The sequence below is a fragment of the Hominenteromicrobium sp. genome (assembly GCF_046974225.1).
Classification (GTDB): domain Bacteria; phylum Bacillota; class Clostridia; order Oscillospirales; family Acutalibacteraceae; genus Hominenteromicrobium; species Hominenteromicrobium mulieris.
Genome location: NZ_JBKWAE010000011.1, coordinates 1 through 18,456, shown reverse-complemented (window position 1 = coordinate 18,456; position 18,456 = coordinate 1). Strand labels below are relative to the sequence as shown.

General features: G+C 55.3%; 15 protein-coding genes. 8 read left to right on the top strand and 7 right to left on the bottom strand.

The annotated features are described in order from the left end of the window. Nucleotides 1-67 precede the first annotated feature (67 nt). The 7 genes from ACLTX1_RS09085 to ACLTX1_RS09055 all read left to right on the top strand — a co-directional run bounded on the left by ACLTX1_RS09085 (nucleotide 68) and on the right by ACLTX1_RS09055 (nucleotide 7,715). A complete protein-coding gene (locus ACLTX1_RS09085) occupies nucleotides 68-949 on the top strand; it encodes an energy-coupling factor transporter ATPase (protein WP_412266859.1) in 882 nt (293 codons plus the stop codon). After that, a complete protein-coding gene (locus tag ACLTX1_RS09080; RefSeq protein ID WP_412330815.1) occupies nucleotides 939-1,757 on the top strand; it encodes an energy-coupling factor transporter transmembrane component T family protein in 819 nt (272 codons plus the stop codon). The genes ACLTX1_RS09085 and ACLTX1_RS09080 overlap by 11 nt, the downstream gene beginning before the upstream one ends. A 14-nt stretch (nucleotides 1,758-1,771) precedes the next feature. Continuing rightward, nucleotides 1,772-2,524 carry a tRNA pseudouridine(38-40) synthase TruA gene (gene truA / locus ACLTX1_RS09075; protein ID WP_412330814.1) on the top strand — a complete coding sequence of 251 codons (753 nt, stop codon included), beginning with the start codon at nucleotides 1,772-1,774 and terminating at the stop codon, nucleotides 2,522-2,524. A 149-nt stretch (nucleotides 2,525-2,673) separates the two neighbouring features. After that, a complete protein-coding gene (locus ACLTX1_RS09070) occupies nucleotides 2,674-3,954 on the top strand; it encodes a DUF5711 family protein (protein ID WP_412330813.1) in 1,281 nt (426 codons plus the stop codon). 66 nt (nucleotides 3,955-4,020) lie between these two features. Then, a complete protein-coding gene (locus ACLTX1_RS09065; RefSeq protein WP_308449279.1) occupies nucleotides 4,021-4,710 on the top strand; it encodes a CvpA family protein in 690 nt (229 codons plus the stop codon). Between the two features lie 50 nt (nucleotides 4,711-4,760). Further along, complete coding sequence (locus ACLTX1_RS09060; RefSeq protein WP_308449280.1) at nucleotides 4,761-5,417, top strand: CDP-alcohol phosphatidyltransferase family protein; 657 nt, start codon at nucleotides 4,761-4,763, stop codon at nucleotides 5,415-5,417. 30 nt (nucleotides 5,418-5,447) lie between these two features. Continuing rightward, a complete protein-coding gene (locus ACLTX1_RS09055) occupies nucleotides 5,448-7,715 on the top strand; it encodes an ATP-dependent Clp protease ATP-binding subunit (RefSeq protein WP_412330841.1) in 2,268 nt (755 codons plus the stop codon). Nucleotides 7,716-7,803: 88 nt separating this feature from the next. On the opposite strand, the gene ACLTX1_RS09050 is transcribed toward ACLTX1_RS09055, so the two are convergent. From ACLTX1_RS09050 to ACLTX1_RS09020, 7 genes are all read right to left on the bottom strand, one after another. Beyond that, entirely contained in the window at nucleotides 7,804-8,613 is an 810-nt protein-coding gene (locus ACLTX1_RS09050; protein WP_412330812.1) for a C39 family peptidase, read from the bottom strand. A 25-nt stretch (nucleotides 8,614-8,638) separates the two neighbouring features. Beyond that, nucleotides 8,639-9,379: a TraX family protein gene (locus ACLTX1_RS09045; protein ID WP_412330811.1), complete on the bottom strand. Its 741-nt coding sequence runs from the start codon at nucleotides 9,377-9,379 to the stop codon at nucleotides 8,639-8,641. A gap of 133 nt (nucleotides 9,380-9,512) precedes the next feature. Next, nucleotides 9,513-10,613 carry a hypothetical protein gene (locus tag ACLTX1_RS09040; protein ID WP_412330810.1) on the bottom strand — a complete coding sequence of 367 codons (1,101 nt, stop codon included), beginning with the start codon at nucleotides 10,611-10,613 and terminating at the stop codon, nucleotides 9,513-9,515. Further along, nucleotides 10,610-12,187 carry a HAMP domain-containing sensor histidine kinase gene (locus tag ACLTX1_RS09035; protein WP_316686290.1) on the bottom strand — a complete coding sequence of 526 codons (1,578 nt, stop codon included), beginning with the start codon at nucleotides 12,185-12,187 and terminating at the stop codon, nucleotides 10,610-10,612. Before ACLTX1_RS09035 ends, ACLTX1_RS09040 begins: the two co-directional genes overlap by 4 nt. 18 nt (nucleotides 12,188-12,205) lie before the next feature. After that, on the bottom strand, nucleotides 12,206-12,868 hold the full coding sequence (locus ACLTX1_RS09030; protein ID WP_412330809.1) for a response regulator transcription factor: 663 nt from the start codon (nucleotides 12,866-12,868) through the stop codon (nucleotides 12,206-12,208). A 152-nt stretch (nucleotides 12,869-13,020) separates the two neighbouring features. Beyond that, the gene (locus ACLTX1_RS09025; RefSeq protein WP_412330808.1) at nucleotides 13,021-14,919 is read right to left on the bottom strand and encodes a glycoside hydrolase family 13 protein; all 1,899 of its coding nucleotides are present in this window, start codon (nucleotides 14,917-14,919) and stop codon (nucleotides 13,021-13,023) included. A gap of 75 nt (nucleotides 14,920-14,994) precedes the next feature. Beyond that, nucleotides 14,995-17,424, bottom strand: coding sequence for a glycogen/starch/alpha-glucan phosphorylase (locus tag ACLTX1_RS09020; RefSeq protein ID WP_412330807.1), 2,430 nt, complete (start codon nucleotides 17,422-17,424; stop codon nucleotides 14,995-14,997). Nucleotides 17,425-17,868: 444 nt separating this feature from the next. On the opposite strand from ACLTX1_RS09020, the gene zapA reads away from it, so the two are divergent. Then, complete coding sequence (gene zapA, locus ACLTX1_RS09015) at nucleotides 17,869-18,426, top strand: cell division protein ZapA (protein WP_412330806.1); 558 nt, start codon at nucleotides 17,869-17,871, stop codon at nucleotides 18,424-18,426. Nucleotides 18,427-18,456 lie beyond the last annotated feature (30 nt).

The following is an 18,456-nucleotide window of genomic DNA, read 5'->3' as shown; positions in this document are numbered from 1 at the left end:
ATTTTGTTTTTTGTGCGGGGCAAGAACCGAAAGGACCTGCACCCGGCAGAGGAAACGAGGAAAATCGATGGCAATTTTGGAAACCAAAAATCTCACATATACCTACGGCGCCGGCACACCGTTTGAAAAAACGGCGGTGGAAAACGTGAACCTTTCCGTAGAAAAGGGCGCGTTCGTCGGCGTGATCGGGCATACGGGCAGCGGTAAATCCACGCTGATCCAGATGCTCAACGGCCTCATCCGCCCCACAAGCGGGCAGGTGCTTTTAAACGGCGAGGACATTTGGGCAAAGCCGAAGGAAATTCGCCGCGTGCGCTTTCAGGTGGGCATGGTGTTCCAGTACCCGGAATACCAGCTGTTTGAAGAGACCGTCATCAAAGACATCATGTTCGGCCCGAAAAACATGGGGCTTTCCGATGAAGAAGCACTCAAGCGCGCCAAAGAAGCGGCGCACTTTACAGACTTAAAGCCCGAGCTTTTGGAGAAATCTCCGTTTGAGCTTTCGGGCGGCGAAAAGCGCCGTGCAGCCATTGCGGGCGTCATCGCCATGGACCCGGAGGTGCTCATTTTGGATGAGCCCGCCGCCGGTCTTGATCCGAAAGGCAGAGATGTTATCTTAGCGCAGATCTCCGAATATCACCGCCAGCGCGGCAACACCATTTTGCTTGTCTCCCACAGTATGGAGGACATCGGCCGCGTGGCAGACCGCGTGCTTGTGATGAACAACGCCCATGCCGAAATGTACGACGAGACCCGCGCCGTGTTTTCGCGCGGCGAGCTTTTGGAGCCGATGGGTCTGCGCCTGCCGCAGATTACGTCCATCATGCGCCGCCTGCGCAAAATGGGCCTGCCGGTCAGCGAAACGGTTTTAAATGTAGACGAAGCCGTCATGGAGCTTTTGCCGCTCCTCAAAAAAAGAAAAGAGGAGGACAAAAACCATGCTATCTGATGTCACCATGGGGCAGTTTTTCCCCGGAAAATCCGTCATGCACCGGTTAGACCCGCGCATTAAAATGTGCATGACCGTGTATTTCATCGTGCTTATTTTCTGCTCGAAGAATTTTGTCACACTCGGCGCGACGATTCTTATGAGCCTGCTTGGCGTGGTGCTTTCCAAAGTGCCGCTGAAGCTCTATTTAAAAAGCATGAAGCCTATTTTGTTCATCGTGGTGTTCACCGGCGTATTGAATTTGTTTTACGGCACCGGCGACCCGATTTTCACGCTCGGGTTCATTCACATTACGCGAAACGGCATCGTGAACAGCATCATGATCGCCGTGCGCATCGTGGTGCTCATCCTCATCAGCTCTATTCTGACGTTTACAACGTCCCCGACGCAGTTGACGGACGCCATTGAGCGCCTGCTAAAGCCGCTTTCCGTGCTGCATGTGCCGGTGCATGAATTCGCAATGATGATGACGATCGCGCTGCGCTTTGTGCCGACGCTCCTCGAAGAGACAGAGAAGATCATGGCGGCGCAGAAGGCCCGCGGTGCAGATATGGAAAGCGGCGGTCTGATGCAGCGCATCAAGGCGCTGATCCCGGTGCTTATTCCGCTGTTCGTTTCTGCGTTCCGCCGTGCGTTCGACCTTGCAACAGCCATGGAAAGCCGCTGCTACCACGGCGGTGAAGGGCGCACGAAAATGAAGGTGCTGCACCTTTCAAAAGACGATTATATTACGCTTATCGTGTGCGTTTTGTACCTTGCAGCGTTTATTACAGCGAACATTTTGCTGCCCGCCGCCATTGTGCGATAAATTGAGGAGAAGCTATGGAACGAAACCTGCTGCTGAAAATTCAATATGACGGCAGCGCGTACCACGGCTGGCAGGTGCAGGAAAACGCCCGCAGTGTGCAAGGGGTGTTTCAGGAGGTGCTAAAGCAGGTTTTGCATACGCAGCCGGACATCAAAGCGTGCAGCCGTACCGATACCGGCGTGCACGCGCGGGAATTCTGCCTGAGCATGAAGCTTTCGCACAATATCCCGCCGGAGCGCCTTTTGGGCGCGCTCAATCACTTTTTGCCGCCGGACATTGCTGTGCTTTCCTGCGAAGAAGTGCCGCTCGATTTTCACGCGCGGTACTCCTGCTGTGGAAAGCGGTATGTGTATGAAATCTGGAACAACCCCATTCGCAGCCCGTTTCTGCACGGGCGCGCGCTGCACTACTACCACCATATCGATGAAAACAAGCTGAACGAAGCCGCGCAGCACTTTTTGGGTGCGCACGATTTTACCTCATTCTGTACGCTCGATAACCGTGACATGGGAGACTTTACCCGCACGGTTACGGAAAGCTCCGTCACGCGCGAGGGCGACATGGTGCGCTTTACCGTGGCGGCGGACGGGTTCCTTTACAACATGGTGCGCATCATGACGGGCACTTTGCTCGCCGTGCAGCAGGGGCGCTTTGCCCCCGAGGATATCCCGAAGATCATCGAGGGGAAAAACCGCAAGCTTGCGGGACCGACCGCCCCGGCGTGTGGGTTATATTTAGAAAAAGTTTTCTATGAACCGCAAGTTTAATAAGACAGTAAGTTGTTTTGAAAAAACAACTTATCTGTGGACTTGTGTTTAGAAAAAGTGTTTTATAAACCGCAAATATAAAGCCTGCGGTTCGGTTGGATAAATGTTCTGTATTCCGATTTTTATAACGCGGAATAAGGGAGAAAAGTATGGCAAGAAAAAAGCATGAAGCGGAAAAAAAGCACGCGCTGCGCAAAAAAGAAGCACCGCCTGTGCAGGATATGCCGGATGAAACGGAACACCCTGCGCTTTCGGAAAAGAAAAAGCCGCGCGTATCGAAGCTTTTGTACCGCATCATTGCGGCGCTGCTCATCGCGGTAGTGCTGCTTATCATTTTGGAAAATAAAGATAATTTAACGCCGGAAAACATCGGCAACTGGATCCGCACAAAGGCAGTCGGCTTCGGCTTTGGCGACGGCTATCCGGCGGAGCTGACCGGCAGCACAGCGCTTGCGGGTAATTTCGGCGCGGCGGACGGCAATTTGTACGTTGTGAGCGACACGGCGCTGACGGTTCTGAACGGCTCCGCAAAGGAGATGTTCTCCGCGCGCCACAGCTACAACGACCCCGCGGTCTCCGAAGCGAGCGGACGCTACCTTTTGTATAACGCCGGCGGCACGGGTTACCGTGTGGAAGCGTCCTCCGGCACGGAGATTTCCGGCACGAGCGACAGCAGTATCACGACCGGCGTCATTTGCGATTCCGGCAAATTTGCGCTGGCGGTGCAACCCTCGGACTACGCCTCCGAGCTGCGCGTATATAACAAAAACGGCAGCTTGCAGTATAAATACAGCTTTGCGGATTCCTACATTACGGCGGTGGCGCTGAATACGGACGGCACAAGAGCCGCGGTGGCAAGCACCATCACGCACGCAGGTACGCTCATTTCGCGCATTACGGTGCTGGATATGTCCGAAACGGAGCCGATAGCGGAGTACGAAAGCGACGGCAATCTGATTTTTGCCGTGCAGTGGAACCGCAGCGGTCGCGTGACGGCCATCGGCGACACGGAAACGCTCGTCAGCGATACGAGCTATAACTTTACGCCGTATGCGTATGACGGCCGCACCGTGACGGCCTACACGCTCATCCCTTCGGGCGCGGTGGTCTCCGTTTCCAACTATGCTTACGGCGGCGACAGCACGCTGCTCATTTTCCGTGACAGCGCAGAGCCCGTGGAAAGCGACCTTTCCGGCCGCGCCGTGTGGCTTTCCGCAGCGGGCAATAAGGTGGCGGCGCTGCTTTCAAGCTCCGTTGTGTCCACGGACCTCACGACCGGGCGGCAGGAAGCCGCCTGCAATGTGCCGGCCGATACAAAAAGCATTGCCATGGCGGACGAAAGCACCGTGTATCTGCTCGGCGTGCGCGAGATTCGGAAAGAAAATCTTAAGGTGATCGAGGCCGATAATACATTGTCGCAAACAGAGTAATGTGGTATAATCACTGTATCGCACAAGGCGCGCGGCAGGCGTGCCGGAAAAAGGAGAGTGTTTTTATTGGGATGGATATTCGACATCGCCGTTGTGGTGCTCGTCATCATCGCGGCCGTCATCGGTGCAAAAAAGGGATTTTTCAGAGCATGCTTTGATTTCTGCGGCGCGCTCATCGCGATGATTGCGGCGGGGCTTTTGAGCAGTCCTGTTGCAGAGTGGATCTTTACAACGTTCTTTCGCCCCTCGCTTGTGGAGAAGATCTCTGCGGCGGTCATGGGGCTTGGCGCGGGCGAAGCCGTGAACACCGTTTTCGATGCCTTCCCGGAGCTTATCCAGCGCGCGCTCGAGGCTGCCGGCATCACACAGGGCAGTATCATGGCGCAGGTGCAGGATAAGACGGACAGCATCGCAGAGGCCATTACGGATGCACTCAGCCCCATGCTCATCAACGTCATCGGCGTGTTCGTCATGCTGGTGCTATTCGTATTGTTCATCGTGGTACTGAGAGGTGTTGCAACGCTTTTAACGGGCATTTTCTCGCTGCCGGTTTTAAGCGGCATCAACGGTGCGCTCGGCGCAGTATTCGATGTGCTGATGCTCGTGCTCATTTTGTGGGTCGTCCTCGCGTGTACGCAGGTATTTGTGCCCATGCTGAGCGCAGCGCAGCAGGTAAAGGTGCAGGCGTTTGAGAATACTTCCATGCTTTTGAAGCTGCTTGGCAGCTTTAACCCCGCTTACCACTTAATGCAGTGAGCAGCGGCTAAAAGGAGATTCGGAAATTCGTAAGGGAAAGGAACTACACTATGTCTGATGCCAAAAGCCAAAAGACAAAGAAACCCATCAATCAGAATTTAACGGTGCCGAACGCCATGTCTGTGTTCCGCATTTTGGTCATTCCGTTTTTTGCGTATTTTTTTCTGAAAGGTAACCTCACAGCGGCCATCGTCGCACTGGGGCTTTCCGGCCTTTCCGATGCGCTGGACGGCATGATCGCGCGGCACTTCAACCAGATCACGGAATTAGGCAAAATGCTGGATCCGTTAGCCGATAAGCTGACGCAGGGCACGGTGGCCATCTGTATCGCCGTGCACTACCCGTCCATTTGGCCGCTTTTGGCGCTGCTCGTCTTAAAGGAGCTCGTCATGTTGTGCGGCGCATGCTATCTGCTGAAAAACGGCAAAAAGCCGTGCGCGGCAAAGTGGTACGGCAAGGTCTCCACAACACTGTTTTATATCGCCATCGGACTCATCGTCGTCATGGACGGCTTTATGAAGGTTTCCGAGAGCACGTTCAATATCGCGTCCACCACGGCGCTCGTCATCACGGCGGGCTTCATGGTGTACACGTTCATTCGATATTTCGGCGTGTTCCGCGAAATTTTGAGATCGACCGACGGCAAATACGATTTGAACCTGCCCGAAGAAATGCGGGCAAAGAAAGAGCGCACACCGAAAAACTAACGGTCTGCGCCGGAAAGGAAAATGTCTATGATGATGTGTACACGCTGCAAGAAGCGGCCTGCGGTTGTGTTCGTTTCCCCTTCAACGGATATGAACGCCACGCAGGGCTACTGTCTTGTCTGCGCAAAAGAGCTCGGCATTAAGCCGGTGAATGATATTATGGAGAAAATGGGCATCACGGAGGAGCAGCTGGAGGCGATGACCGAAAGCATGAACGATTTGATGTCGATGTCCGACGACGGCAGCTTTGAGCCGGGCGGCGCGGTGCCGTTCCCGTCCGAACTGCTGGGTCAATTCGGTATGAACGCAAACGGTGACGGCACAGAGCCGGCAACCCGCGAAAGCCAGCCGAATGACAAGAAAAAGAAGGAGAACTTCCACAAATCGAAGCGTAAGCACATTGCGGCGTACTGCACCGACCTCACCATGAAGGCGAGAAACGGCGAGCTGGATGCCATCATCGGCCGCGAGCGCGAGATTGAGCGTGTGGTGCAGATTTTGTCCCGCCGCACAAAGAATAATCCGTGTCTCATCGGTGAGCCGGGCGTCGGTAAAACGGCCGTTGCAGAGGGGCTTGCCCTGCGCATTGCGGCAGGCGAAGTGCCCGCGAAGCTGCGCAAAAAAGAAGTGCAGCTTCTGGATCTCACGGCGCTCGTCGCCGGTACGCAGTTCCGAGGCCAGTTTGAAAGCCGCATCAAGGGACTTGTGGACGAAGTGAAGCAGGACGGCAACATCATCCTCTTCATCGATGAGGTGCATAACCTCGTCGGCACAGGCGATGCAGAGGGCAGCATGAACGCGGCGAACATTCTAAAGCCTGCGCTGTCCCGCGGAGAAATTCAGGTCATCGGCGCAACGACGTTCTCCGAGTACCGCAAGTATATTGAAAAAGACGCCGCACTGGAGCGCCGCTTCCAGCCCGTCACCGTGACGGAGCCGTCCATCGACGACGCAACGGATATCATCCGCGGCATCAAAAATTACTACGAAAAATACCATAACGTGCGCGTTTCCGACCAGATTGCGAAGCGCATCGTCGTGCTTTCCGAGCGATATATCAGCGACCGTTACCTGCCGGATAAGGCCATCGATTTGTTGGACGAAGCGTGCGCCTGCGCCGCGCTGCGCAACAAAAAGCTTGCGGATTATGAAGAAGCAAATTTGAAGCTCGAAAAGCAGCGCAAGGCGGAAGCCGAGATCGAGGGCGCAGAGAATGTCGATTACGAAGCGCTTGCCGAAGCGAAATATAAAGTCGCGGCGCTCGAAAAAGAGCTTGCCGCGTTTGACCCGAACGAAGTCACCGCGCCGGTAACGGAAGCGGATCTCGCGTATGTCATCGAGCTTTGGACGGGCATTCCCGCTGCAAAGATTGAGCAGAGCGAGCTCGGCAAGCTTGCCCACCTGGAAGAAAAGCTGAGCGAGCACATCGTGGGGCAGGAAGAGGCCGTCAAGGCTGTTTCCGCCGCCATCCGCCGCAGCCGCGTGCAGATCAACCCGCGCCGCCGCCCGGCCTCGTTCATCTTCGTCGGCCCCACCGGCACCGGCAAGACCGAGCTTGTGCGCGTGCTTTCGAAAGAGCTGTTCGATTCCCCGGAGACGCTCATCCGCCTCGATATGTCGGAGTTCATGGAAAAGCACTCGGTTTCGAAGATCATCGGTTCGCCCCCGGGCTATGTCGGCTACGATGAAGCCGGTCAGCTCACCGAAAAGGTGCGCCGCCGCCCGTATTCCGTTCTGCTCTTCGATGAGATCGAAAAAGCACACCCGGATGTTATGAACATCCTGCTGCAAATTCTCGACGAAGGCCGCATTACGGATGCGCACGGTCGCACGGTCAACTTTGAGAATACCGTCATCGTCATGACCTCCAACGCGGGCAGCAACAGCCGCGAAGCGCTCGTTGGCTTCAACCGCACCAGCGCGGACATCAGCCGCGAAAAGGCCATGCGCGCGCTGTCTGATTTCCTGCGTCCCGAGTTCCTGAGCCGCATCGATGAGATCGTCGTCTTCCGCCCGCTGAATGAGGAGGACTACAAGAAGATCGCGGTGCTTATGCTGAACGAGTACGTCGGCACGCTTAATGAGCGTGGCATCACGCTGCGCTGGACGGACGAAGCCGTCGCGAACATCGCGCATCGTGCCGCAGGCGGCAAGAGCGGCGCCCGCGATATCCGCAACACCATCCGCCGCACGGTGGAAGACAAAATCGCGTCCCTCATCGTCGAGAAAGGCGAAGGCAACGTCACCGGTATTCTCGTCACCGAAAAGGACGGCGAGATCGACGTGGAGCCAATCTAACTTTATAAACCGCAAATCCCCGCACAGCGCTGTTCATTAAAAGCCTGTGCGGGGATTTTTGTATGCGGAGGAAGTAAGTCCGATGTATTCAGTTTGTCAGGATGATGGCCTGCTCGAAAAGGGCGGTGTAGGCGACCTCCACGCTGTCTTTGCCGTAGTAGATGTCCTGCCCGGCGAGAGGGTCACTGAAGTAGTAGCCGTTTTCGTCATAGCCCGTAAGGACGAGCGCATGCATGGGGTAGACCCACGTAATCTCCCGGCCGGTCTCCGGCACCGTCCAAATGTCGCTTTCAATCGGTGGCTCCATGCAGATAGTCGCCCAGATCATCACCGGGGTGTTGTTGTCAATATAGCTTTTTAGGCGATAAAGCGGCACGCCGCTCAGACGCTCGGCGTGGTAGCCGGTGTTTGTGAGAAACTCGTTCATGGCGCGCTCGATGACGGTGGAGTAGCATCCCCAGCCGGTTTCCGAAAACGGGTCGCCGGGGAATGCCTCCCATGGGTCGCAGCCGATAAGCTCTCCGTTTTCGTCCGTGTGCGGCGCGTCGCCCGTCGGCAGGTAATAGGAAGCAAATTCCTCCGCCGTGACGGTGCAGCCGTAGTAGTTTAACAGCATGGCGGCGCTGGCGCTTTCGCAGCCCGTGGGAAGCGTAGGCAGCTGCGAAATGTACGGCACGTCTTTAATGCGGCGGGTGGTTGCCTGCGCGGGGAAAATATCGGCGTAGGCAAACGCGGGCGTAAAGCGCAGCAGCGCCGCGGCGAGCACGGCGAACACGAGTATCACCGGCAAAAGGCACAAAATGCGTCTGCGCCGCCGTGCGCGGTGCTTTAGGCGGCGCGGCACAGCACTGTGTCGGAAGCTTTCGGGTGCCAAATTTGCATTTTTGCGCGTTTGCATAAAGATCCCCCTTTTTAAAACTCCTTTATAACCGGGTGAAAATTTCTCTTAGCAGAGTGAGCACAAGCAGGTGAGCGGGGTAAAACAGGTAGTAGCCCCACTGCAAAACTTTGCTTCGGCGACCAAGCGTGTGGTTGTAGCATAAAAGAAGCGGTACACACAGCAGTACGAACGGCCTCAGCCACACGGGCAGCGTAGAGCCGTAGACGAAATACTGCAAAACATACAAAAGCGTGACGAGCCCGAAAAATGTCCATTGCTTTTTGGGGCTTTCCCGAAAGACGGCAAAGCCGAAGATCCACAGCACGGCGATGTAATTCCAGTTTGCGGGGTAGGCGAGCAGGCAGCACAGCCCGAGCAAAAGCAGCCGCACCCAAACGGGTGCGCGCAGCCGTTTCCACAGCGTGACGGCGAGAAGCCCCAAAAAGAGTCCCCACAAAACGCCCGTCACGTACCAGAACTCCCAAACCGTGAATTTAAAGCACAGCGCATACGGCACATGAGAGATGACCGCCGCAATAAACAGCCGCAGCAGGTACTTTTTCAGATTCGACGTGTACGTGTAGCCCTCCGCGATGAAAAAGCACATGATGGGCGCGGCAATCTGCCCCACGGCGTGGAAAAACAGCGCGGCGGGCGCGGTATCTGCCAAAAAGACGGTGGCGGCGTGGTCCAGCACCATGGCGAGGACCGCAATGAGCTTTAAGGTATTTGCGTTCAGCGCGGGGCGCGAAAATGTGCACGCGGTTCTGTTTATATCGGTCATGCATTCGCCCCTCTCCTCTTTCTGCTTTAACTATACCGAAAAAGACGCAAAAAAGTCCCCCGCAAACTGCAAAAAAGTTGCAAAATTTCGGGGGACGGGTGTTTGGCTTTTAGATTTTTAAGAGTAGAGGGAGTCAGCCGTCGTAAACGTAAGCTCCTTGGTAAGTGCTTTCACCGGATAAAAAGGTCTCCGAACGGTAAACGTCGGGATCCAAACCGTAACCGGTGATGCTCTCGGAAATGGCATCGTAAAAAACCGTCATGGTGTAGCCGATCTCATTGCGCAGAACGATCAGAGATTCATCGCGGTAATCGATGGAGGAGGCGGAATCAATACTGTATACAAAGTTGTACAGCATGTCATACATGCTGTCTCGTAAATCCACAAGCAGTTCAACTCGCCAATCTTCTTCCGGGGTCGTATCAGGCGGAAAAGAGAATAAATGCGCGGGAAAATCATAGAAAGAGGCAAGAAGAGAGGTGTATTTATCCGACGTATAATAGCTTTCAACCTGACTTGTGAATTCGTCTGCATCTGCTTCTGCGTGCGTAGCGACGAAGAGTGCAGTAACGACAAGATTGAAAAACTCGCTGTCCTCCGGGAAAGCAGCCGTTGCGGCATCTATTTCCGTAGCATGTACATACAGCGGAATGCCGGATATGGGGGTGAAGACGAAATCCACAAGGAAATCTCTACCCTCTTTGGTGTTTACCGTTACATTCTGCGCGTAAATGTATTTTGGCAGCGTGGAAAAATTATCGTTTGGATCATACGTGTGCATATAGCCGGAAAACTGCATGTTGTCATTGATAGTGCATCCCTTTAAAAAGGGTTCAATAATGCTGCGCACGTAAAGATCGGACATATCAATATAAACATAAGGGTCTTGCAGTTGGTTGTTATAGGTATAGAAACGACTGTCGCCGGTGCTTTCGGCATATGTTTGTAGGTCGTCTGTAATGCGCATTTTTATGGAGTACGGAACAGAGTTGTTGTCGGAGGCGTACATCTGTGATTTAGAATCATCAATATCATTCCACGGCGGCAGGACAAGACTGGAGGGGTCTTCCAAATACAGCGGGCTTTCCGCGCCGGTAATCTGCGCGGCACTTTCCTTGTTTTTAAAGTTCGGCATCACGCGGCTAAATAGCGTGGGGGAGAAATAGCCGAGCGTCAAAATGGCGGCGCAAAGGAACAAAGGCAGGAAAACAGAGAGAAAAATGTTGCGTTTCATATCGTTCTGCCTCCTTTGTAGCGGGTTTCGCGCTGCTTTTTGCGCTTCTGACGTTCTTTTTCACGCGCCTTATCGCGTGTTTTCTCGCGCGGCGGGCGCTTCTGCAAAAGCGCTTCCAGCTCGTCGCCCTGATTTTTCGGAATGGGCGCTACATTCATGTGAATGATAATCGTGGTGCCCTTCTGGTAGGTGGAGCGAATTTCAAGCCGCGCCCCGTGGCGGCGGCAGATGTCGTCGCACAGCGCAAGGCCGAGGCCCGCGCCGCCTGCCTTGCGGCTGCGCGCTTTGTCTTCCATGTAGAACGCTTCCGTTGCGCGGCGCACGGTATCGGGCTTCATGCCCATGCCGCGGTCGATGACGGAGACCACCGTGTGACCGTCCAGCTCGGACTGAATGAGCCAGATTTCGGAATTGTCCGGGGAAGCCTTCGCGGCGTTATCGATGAGGTTATAAAGCAGCGATAAAAACAGCTCGCGGTCAATGTGCAGCACGGCGTTTTTGTGCAGCGTTGTCAGCTTGATGCCGCGCCGCCCGAGCACCGGCGCCATGGTGGCGTGCACATCAGAGAAAAGCTGTGCCACGGGAATATCCGCAAAATCGAGCGGGGTGTTATCGGTAGAAGCCAGCGTCAAAAGCTTTGCGGAAAGCCCACGCAAGCGCTTGGCTTCCTCCACAATGGCAGAGGCAAAGTCGCGCCGCTGCTCGTCCGTGACAACGCTTTTGATGCGCAGAATATCCGCAAAACCCAAAATGCTCGTCAGCGGCGTTTTCATCTCGTGCGCCATGGCGTCCGCAAAGCGCTTGCGGCTTTCTGCAATACCGCGCAGCTTTTCCTCGCGCTCGTTGATGGAAGCGGTCATCTCGTTGATGCTGTGTGCAAGCGTTTTCAGCTCCGAGCTGCCCTTTTCCGGCATACGCACGGTGTAGTCGCCCGCGGCCGCCGCGCCGATGGTCTTCACGGCGCGCTTTAACGGGCGCAGAAACCCCAATACGGAAATGAGCAGCAGTACGGAAATACCGCCGCCGCAGCAAAGCCCCCACATGCGCGCGTTGTTCAGGTTGGCGTCGTGCTCGTCATACACATTCGTAACGTCATACACCGTGCGCAGCTCATACGACATGGCTTCCAGCTTGATGATGGAGACCACCATGAGGTACGTCTTTTCGCCGGCGTCGAAGATTACCGTTTTGCCGTCCGTAATGGCATCGTTCGGCTTGACGGAAGCTAAATCATACGAAGCGCCGTCCAAGACCTCGGTGCCGACTGCTGTGATGGTCTTGCCGCCCTTTTTCACTTCTATCACGTCCGCGGTGGAAATGTCTGTCGTAATGGTATCCTTCAGCATGTCTGTCAGCTGATCGGTGCTCAAAAACAGCGTATTCGCCTTTAAACGCTCATACGCCGCGTGGTTGGAAAGCGAAGCCGCCAATGCCGAATGTGCGGAAGCGGCGGAGTTGACCTCGCGGGCTATGGCACTGCGAAAGTGACTATCCAGTATGTAAAACTGCGTGAGCTGCACGGCGAGCGTGACGAACACGAGCGCAATGAGCGATATTTTTTGCCATAGCTTCATAAAAGACTCCCTTTACGCTTATCGGCGCTCTAAGCGGTAGCCGAGCTTCGGAATGGTGATGAGCTTGCCCTGCAATCCCATTTTGCGGCGCACCTGCTGCACGTGAATGTCCACACTGCGCGATTCACCGGTGAAATCAAAGCCCCAAATGTTCGAGAGCAGCTGCTCGCGCGTGATGGCAACGTCCGGGTTGCGCATGAAAAAGACGAGTACGTCAAACTCCTTCGGTGTCAGCGCCACGGGCACGCCGTTTTTCAGCGCCGTGTGCTTTTCAATGTCCACCTGAATATCGCCGTAGCGCAGGTGCATTTCGCTTTTGCCCGCGCGGCGCAGCACCACTTCAATGCGCGCCAAAAGCTCCACGGGCTCAAACGGCTTTACAATGTAATCCTCTGCGCCGCCGCGCAGACCCTTTACCTTGTCCGCCACCGCGCCGAGCGCCGTCAGGAAAATCACCGGCGTTTCGCAGCTTTCCCCGCGGATGTGCTCCAAAACGGCAAAGCCGTCCATGCCGGGCAGCATCACGTCGAGCAAAATGAGGTCATACGTGCTGTTTAGGATGGTCTGTACGGCCTCTTCGCCGTCTGCGCAGCGGTCGTATTCGTAGTCGCCGATCGAGAGCGTGGCGGCCAGCATTTTCGAGATATTTTCATCGTCTTCCACAATCAGAATGCGGATCATACAGTCTTCCTCTTTTCCCCTTTTCGCCGGCACCCATCCGACGATTATGTTAACCCTATTGTAGCATAGAAAAAAGCGGGCTTCAAGGAAAGAAGCCCGCCGGTAACGGTGTGTAAATTCAATTTTGCAAAAATTTTGCAGAAAGGGAAAATTCAGCTTTCACCGTTCTCCGTTTTTTCGCGGTGGATGCGCAGCAAAGTGAAGCCGAACGGCGGCAGCTTGAAATCGCCGCCTGCGGGGTTCGGGTACGGCGCGCCGAAAATAAACTCTGCATTGTCAAGATGCAGCCCCGGAATGACCGCGTTTTCCATGCTGCGGTTCACGGCAACGAACAGCGCGTCCTCTCCGCCTTCCGTTTCTACATAGCGCTCAAACGAAAGCACATTGTCGTGTGCATAAACACTGCGCAGGCCGCCGTCCTTTAAAATGTCGCCGTGCTCCTGCCGCAGCAGGCCGAGGTAGCGGTACCATGCGATAAGGTCTTCATCCTCGTGTCCCCACGGGTAGCATGCGCGGTTGAACGGGTCGCGGTAGCCCTCCATACCGGCTTCGTCGCCGTAGTAGATGCACGGCACGCCCGGCAGCATAAACTGCAACAACGCGGCAAGGCGTATGCGCTCAAGGCCGGTTTCGCGCTGCTCCGGGGAGAGCGTGTGCGCGCTTTGCCACTCGCGGCCGCGGCTGCCCGCCGGTTCTCCGCCGAGCACCGTCAAAGCGCGCTCCGTATCGTGCGTGCCGATGTGGTTCATCAGAATGCGTAAGACCTGCGGCGGGTAGTTTTCCACGATGGTCTCAATGCGATCCATAATGAGCGACGCATGCTCACCGAGCAGAAACCCGAGGATTGCATCGCGAAACGGGTAGTTCATCACGCTGTCCAGCTGCCCGCCCAGCAGATACCGGCGGCGCACGCCGTAAGCCGTTTTGTTGGAGGCGTCTTCCCACACTTCGCCGAGCACCATGGCGTTTTCATCCTGCGCTTTCGCGGCGCGGTTCAGGCGGTCAATAAAGCCGTCCGGCAGTTCGTCGGCAACGTCCAAGCGCCAGCCGGAAGCACCGGCCTCAAGCCAATGCCGGATGATGCCGTCTTCACCGTTGATATAGTTGTCATACGCGGGATTTTCCTCGCGCACATTCGGCAGCGTGATGAAATTCCACCAACATTCGTAGTCGTTCGGCCAGCTCCGAAAGCTGTACCACGGGTAATACGGGGAAGACTGCGAGCGGTACGCACCGCCGTCGCCGTAGCGGCCCTCGCGGTTAAAATAAATGCTGTCGCTGCCCGTGTGGTTGAAAACGCCGTCGAGCAAAACGTGAATGTTGCGCGCTTTCGCCGCCGCGCACAGCGAGCGGAAGTCTTCCTCATCGCCGAGCAGCGGGTCAATTTTCTCGTAGCTTGCCGTATCGTAACGGTGGTTGGAGTGCGATTCAAAAATGGGGTTCAGATAAATGCAGGTCACGCCGAGAGACGCTAAATAATCGAGCTTTTCCTCGATGCCCTTTAAGTCACCGCCGAAAAAATCCGAGTTTGTCACAATGCCCTGTGCGTTCGGCCTCCAGTCCGGCTGGTCGAGCCAGTTTTCGTGCAGCGTTCGGTCATCGGGCACATTTTTCTTCGTCTTGCCGGAGGACGCGAAACGGTCCGGGAAGATTTGATACAAAATGCCGCCCGCAAGCCAGTCCGGTGTTTTATATGCACCGTCGTACACGGTCAGCTGCCAGTCTTCACGTGCACCGGCGCGCGCCTCGCCGCCGAGGTCTTTTTTTAGGACAGACCGTCCGCGCGCTGTGCGCAGCTCAAAGTGATAGAAGTAAAGCCCTGTTTCCTGCGGCGTGAAGTGGCACTCCCACCACTCATGGTCGTTGCCGTTCATACCGCACCAGAACATATCAAGGCACTCAATGCGGTTATCCGGGTGCTGCACCAGAAGGTAGGAGGCAGAGCACTGCATGTCGCGCGGCAGCGTAATTTTAAAGTGCACACGCGTGCCGTCTGCCACAGCGCCCAGCGGGCTGCGGTGTGTGGAATTTCTGGAATTAAATAGCGTCATCGGTAAACTCTCCTGCATGAAGAAGCAGGGCACTACGACCGCAGCGCCCTGCTTTTTACATAAACTTACGTGATATTACTTCTTTTTCGTCTCGGCTTTCGTCTCGACCGGCTTTGCGAGCCAAATGGTGTTCGCATAATCGCGGATGGCGCGGTCGGCAGCGAAAATGCCTGCCTTTGCGGTGTTGACAAGGGACATAGAGTTCCACTTGGTCTGGTCCTTATAAAGCTGTTCGGCTTTCTGCTGTGCATGGCTGTAAGAAGCAAAGTCTGCAAGCGCCATGTACTGGTCGACGTTGAGGAGTGCCTGGTGCAGGTTCTGGAACGTTTTGCCGTTAAAGCCCTGGCCGAGAGCATCCATCGCCTTGCGGATGATGTCGTTGTGCTCGTACTGATTTCTCGGGTTGTAGCCGGAAGCGCGCAGGCTGTTGACCTCGGGCGTCGTCATGCCGAAGAGGATGATGTTGTCGTCGCCCACTGCGTCGTGAATTTCCACGTTCGCGCCGTCCAGTGTGCCGAGGGTGATGGCGCCGTTGATCATAAACTTCATGTTGGAGGTGCCGGAAGCCTCTGTACCCGCAAGGGAGATCTGTTCGCTGATCTCTGCCGCCGGGGTGAGCAGCTCTGCCCAGGATACGCAGTAGTTTTCAACGAAGATGACGCGCAGCTTCTGGTTGACGCGCGGGTCGTTGTTGATGGTATCGGCAAGGCAGACGATGAACTGGAGAATTTCCTTTGCGAAATAGTAGCTCGGGGCTGCCTTTGCGCCGAAGAAGAACGTGTGCGGGGTATAATCCGCGTTCGGGTTTTCGAGCAACCACTGGTATACGGAGAGAATATGCAGCGCATTCATGTGCTGGCGCTTGTACTCGTGCAGACGCTTGACCTGTACGTCGAAAATGCTGTTCGGGTCAACGATCTGGCCCTGCGTGCGCTTAACGTGCTCGGCAAGGCGCTGCTTGTTGTGCAGCTTGATCTCGGCAAGCTTCTTCTGCACGGAGGTATCGTCCTTATACTTCATCAGCTTCTCAAGCTGAGCAGCATCGTGGATGAAGCCGTCGCCTGTCAACTCGGTGATAAGGGAAGCAAGCTCCGGGTTCGACTGGTTCAGCCAGCGGCGATGTGCAATGCCGTTTGTGACGTTCTTAAATTTATTCGGCCACTCGGTGTAGAAGTCGTGGAACACGCTGTCCTTCAAAATTTCGCTGTGCAGCGCGGAAACGCCGTTCGTGCTGTGTGTTGCGTATACGGCAAGGTTTGCCATGCGCACATAGCCGTCGTTCAGCGGGGCCATGCGCCAGATCTTGCCTTCGTCCACGCCCTTTGCACGCATCTCAATCCAGAAGCGGCGATTGATCTCTTCTACAATCTGGTAAATACGCGGCAGACGGGATTTGAACAGGTCTGCGCTCCAGCACTCAAGCGCCTCGCTCATAACGGTGTGGTTCGTGTACGCAATGGTGCGGGTCACAATATCCCAAGCTGCGTCCCACTCGTAGCCGCATTCGTCGAGCATGATGCGCATGAGCTCCGGGATAGCGAGCACGGGGTGCGTGTCATTGAGGTGGATCGCCGCAAGCTTCGGCAGATCATCAAGGGAGCTATGCGTGTACAGGTGGCGGCGTACGATGTCCTGTACGGAGGCGGAAACGAGGAAGTACTGCTGTGCAAGGCGCAGGCTCTTGCCCTCGTAGTGGTTGTCTTCCGGATAGAGGACCTTTGTGATGGTCTCTGCCATAGCTTTTTGCTCCATAGCGCGCATATAGTTGCCGCTGTTGAAGAGCTTCATATCAAATTCGTTGGCTTCCGCACGCCAGATGCGCAGCACAGAAATGCCCTTGCCGTCCATGCCGGAAACATACAAATCGTACGGGATCGCCATAACGGGGTTATAGTTCTTATGACGTACGGAATGGTAGTGGTCATGCCACTGCTCTTCAATGTAGCCGTCGAAGTGCACCTCAATGGCGCTTTCGTCGACCTTCTGCATCCAGACCTCGCCGCCCGGAAGCCAGAAGTCCGGCAGCTCCGTCTGCCAACCCTCAACGAGCTTCTGGCGGAAAATACCGTATTCATAGCGCAGGGAATAGCCCATGGCCGGGTAGCCCTGTGTTGCAAGGCCGTCAAGGAAGCAGGCGGCAAGACGGCCGAGGCCGCCGTTGCCAAGGCCGGCGTCCGGCTCCTGTTCGTAAAGGTTATCGAGCTTTACGCCCATTTCGGAAAGTGCTTTGCGGAAGCTGTCCTCGAGACCGAGGTTAAACAGGTTGTTCTTCAGGGAGCGGCCCAGCAGGAACTCCATGCACAGGTAGTAGATTTGCTTTGTCTCCTGCTTTTCAGCTTCGTGTACAAATTCGTCGCGGCCGCGAACGAGCAGGTCGCGCACCACAAGTGCGGATGCTTTGTAGAATTCATCGTCGGAAGCGTTCTTTGCGGAAACGCCGTAAATGTGCGAGAGCTTCTCACGGATTGCGCTCTGGACCTGCGCGGGGGTCATCTTGTAATTCATTCTTTGTCCTCCATGTGTTATGCGTGAAAAACACGCCAGATTTGTGTTATATGCACAAAATTAAATGCGTTTTGATTAAAAAACAAATGATTTATACCCATTATATACTAAAATCATGAAAAATTCAAGACCAATAGCGGGCGGATAAGCAGAAATTAAAGCGGTGGCTTTGTATAGTTTCGACAGAAAATACCGGCTTTCGGTATAAACCGGCCGAAAACCGCAGTGCGCCTGTCTTTTTTCGACCTTACACACACCATATACTATTATATAGGGGAAAACGGCGGGTTACAAGTACATTTGTGTAAAATCTGTGCAGGTTTTGCAGAAAACCGCCGAAACGCCCGTTTTGCGCGCTTTTTTTGACAAGGCGGGGCTTTTGGTATATAATGCAGAACAGAGTATAACCTGCGTAAAATCGGCGCGGGGAAAGGAATCTGTGCAATGGAAAAAACGAGATTCAAACTGAATATCTGCGGCGTGGACGTCACCGTTTCCGGCGATGTGGACCGCGACGGTGCAGAAGCCATCGCAGAGCGTGTGCGCGTGCGTATGGAAGAGGTTTTAAACAACGCCTACGGCGCGACCATAGAGAAAGCGGCGGTCATTGCGGCCATGAACCTGAGCGAGGAGCTTTCCCGCACGGAGGCCGCTTTGAATCAGGCCCGCGAGGAAGCGGATGCCCTGCGCACAAAGACAAAGGAATTTGCCGGTGCGGACGGCCTGAAGGCCCGCCTTTCTGAAGCGGAAATGAAGATCGGCGTTTTGCAGGAAAAGCTGCGCCTTGCCGAAAACCGCGCCGAAGCTGCGGAAAAGGAAGCGGAAGAAGCGAAAGCCGCTGCCCAAAACGCAGCGCACGCGGCAGCTGCAGAACCGCTCGACCTGCCGCCCATTGACCTGCGCAACCCCATGCTGCCCGATTACGGCGACGAAACGGGGCTTGTGAGCTTTTTCGAAAAGGCAGACGTAAAGGAGACCGCGCGTGAAGACGAAGAAGATTGAGGTGCTCGCGCCCGCCGGTAATCCCGCGGG

Bases quoted from the DNA above. Each gene is read 5' to 3' on its own strand.
- ACLTX1_RS09020 (WP_412330807.1), bottom strand. From the start codon at position 17,424: ATGAATTACAAGATGACCCCCGCGCAGGTCCAGAGCGCAATCCGTGAG.
- zapA (WP_412330806.1), top strand. From the start codon at position 17,869: ATGGAAAAAACGAGATTCAAACTGAATATCTGCGGCGTGGACGTCACC.
- ACLTX1_RS09040 (WP_412330810.1), bottom strand. From the start codon at position 10,613: ATGAAACGCAACATTTTTCTCTCTGTTTTCCTGCCTTTGTTCCTTTGC.
- ACLTX1_RS09080 (WP_412330815.1), top strand. From the start codon at position 939: ATGCTATCTGATGTCACCATGGGGCAGTTTTTCCCCGGAAAATCCGTC.
- ACLTX1_RS09060 (WP_308449280.1), top strand. From the start codon at position 4,761: ATGTCTGATGCCAAAAGCCAAAAGACAAAGAAACCCATCAATCAGAAT.
- ACLTX1_RS09050 (WP_412330812.1), bottom strand. From the start codon at position 8,613: ATGCAAACGCGCAAAAATGCAAATTTGGCACCCGAAAGCTTCCGACAC.
- ACLTX1_RS09035 (WP_316686290.1), bottom strand. From the start codon at position 12,187: ATGAAGCTATGGCAAAAAATATCGCTCATTGCGCTCGTGTTCGTCACG.
- ACLTX1_RS09045 (WP_412330811.1), bottom strand. From the start codon at position 9,379: ATGACCGATATAAACAGAACCGCGTGCACATTTTCGCGCCCCGCGCTG.
- ACLTX1_RS09030 (WP_412330809.1), bottom strand. From the start codon at position 12,868: ATGATCCGCATTCTGATTGTGGAAGACGATGAAAATATCTCGAAAATG.
- ACLTX1_RS09055 (WP_412330841.1), top strand. From the start codon at position 5,448: ATGATGTGTACACGCTGCAAGAAGCGGCCTGCGGTTGTGTTCGTTTCC.
- ACLTX1_RS09025 (WP_412330808.1), bottom strand. From the start codon at position 14,919: ATGACGCTATTTAATTCCAGAAATTCCACACACCGCAGCCCGCTGGGC.
- ACLTX1_RS09085 (WP_412266859.1), top strand. From the start codon at position 68: ATGGCAATTTTGGAAACCAAAAATCTCACATATACCTACGGCGCCGGC.
- ACLTX1_RS09070 (WP_412330813.1), top strand. From the start codon at position 2,674: ATGGCAAGAAAAAAGCATGAAGCGGAAAAAAAGCACGCGCTGCGCAAA.
- truA (WP_412330814.1), top strand. From the start codon at position 1,772: ATGGAACGAAACCTGCTGCTGAAAATTCAATATGACGGCAGCGCGTAC.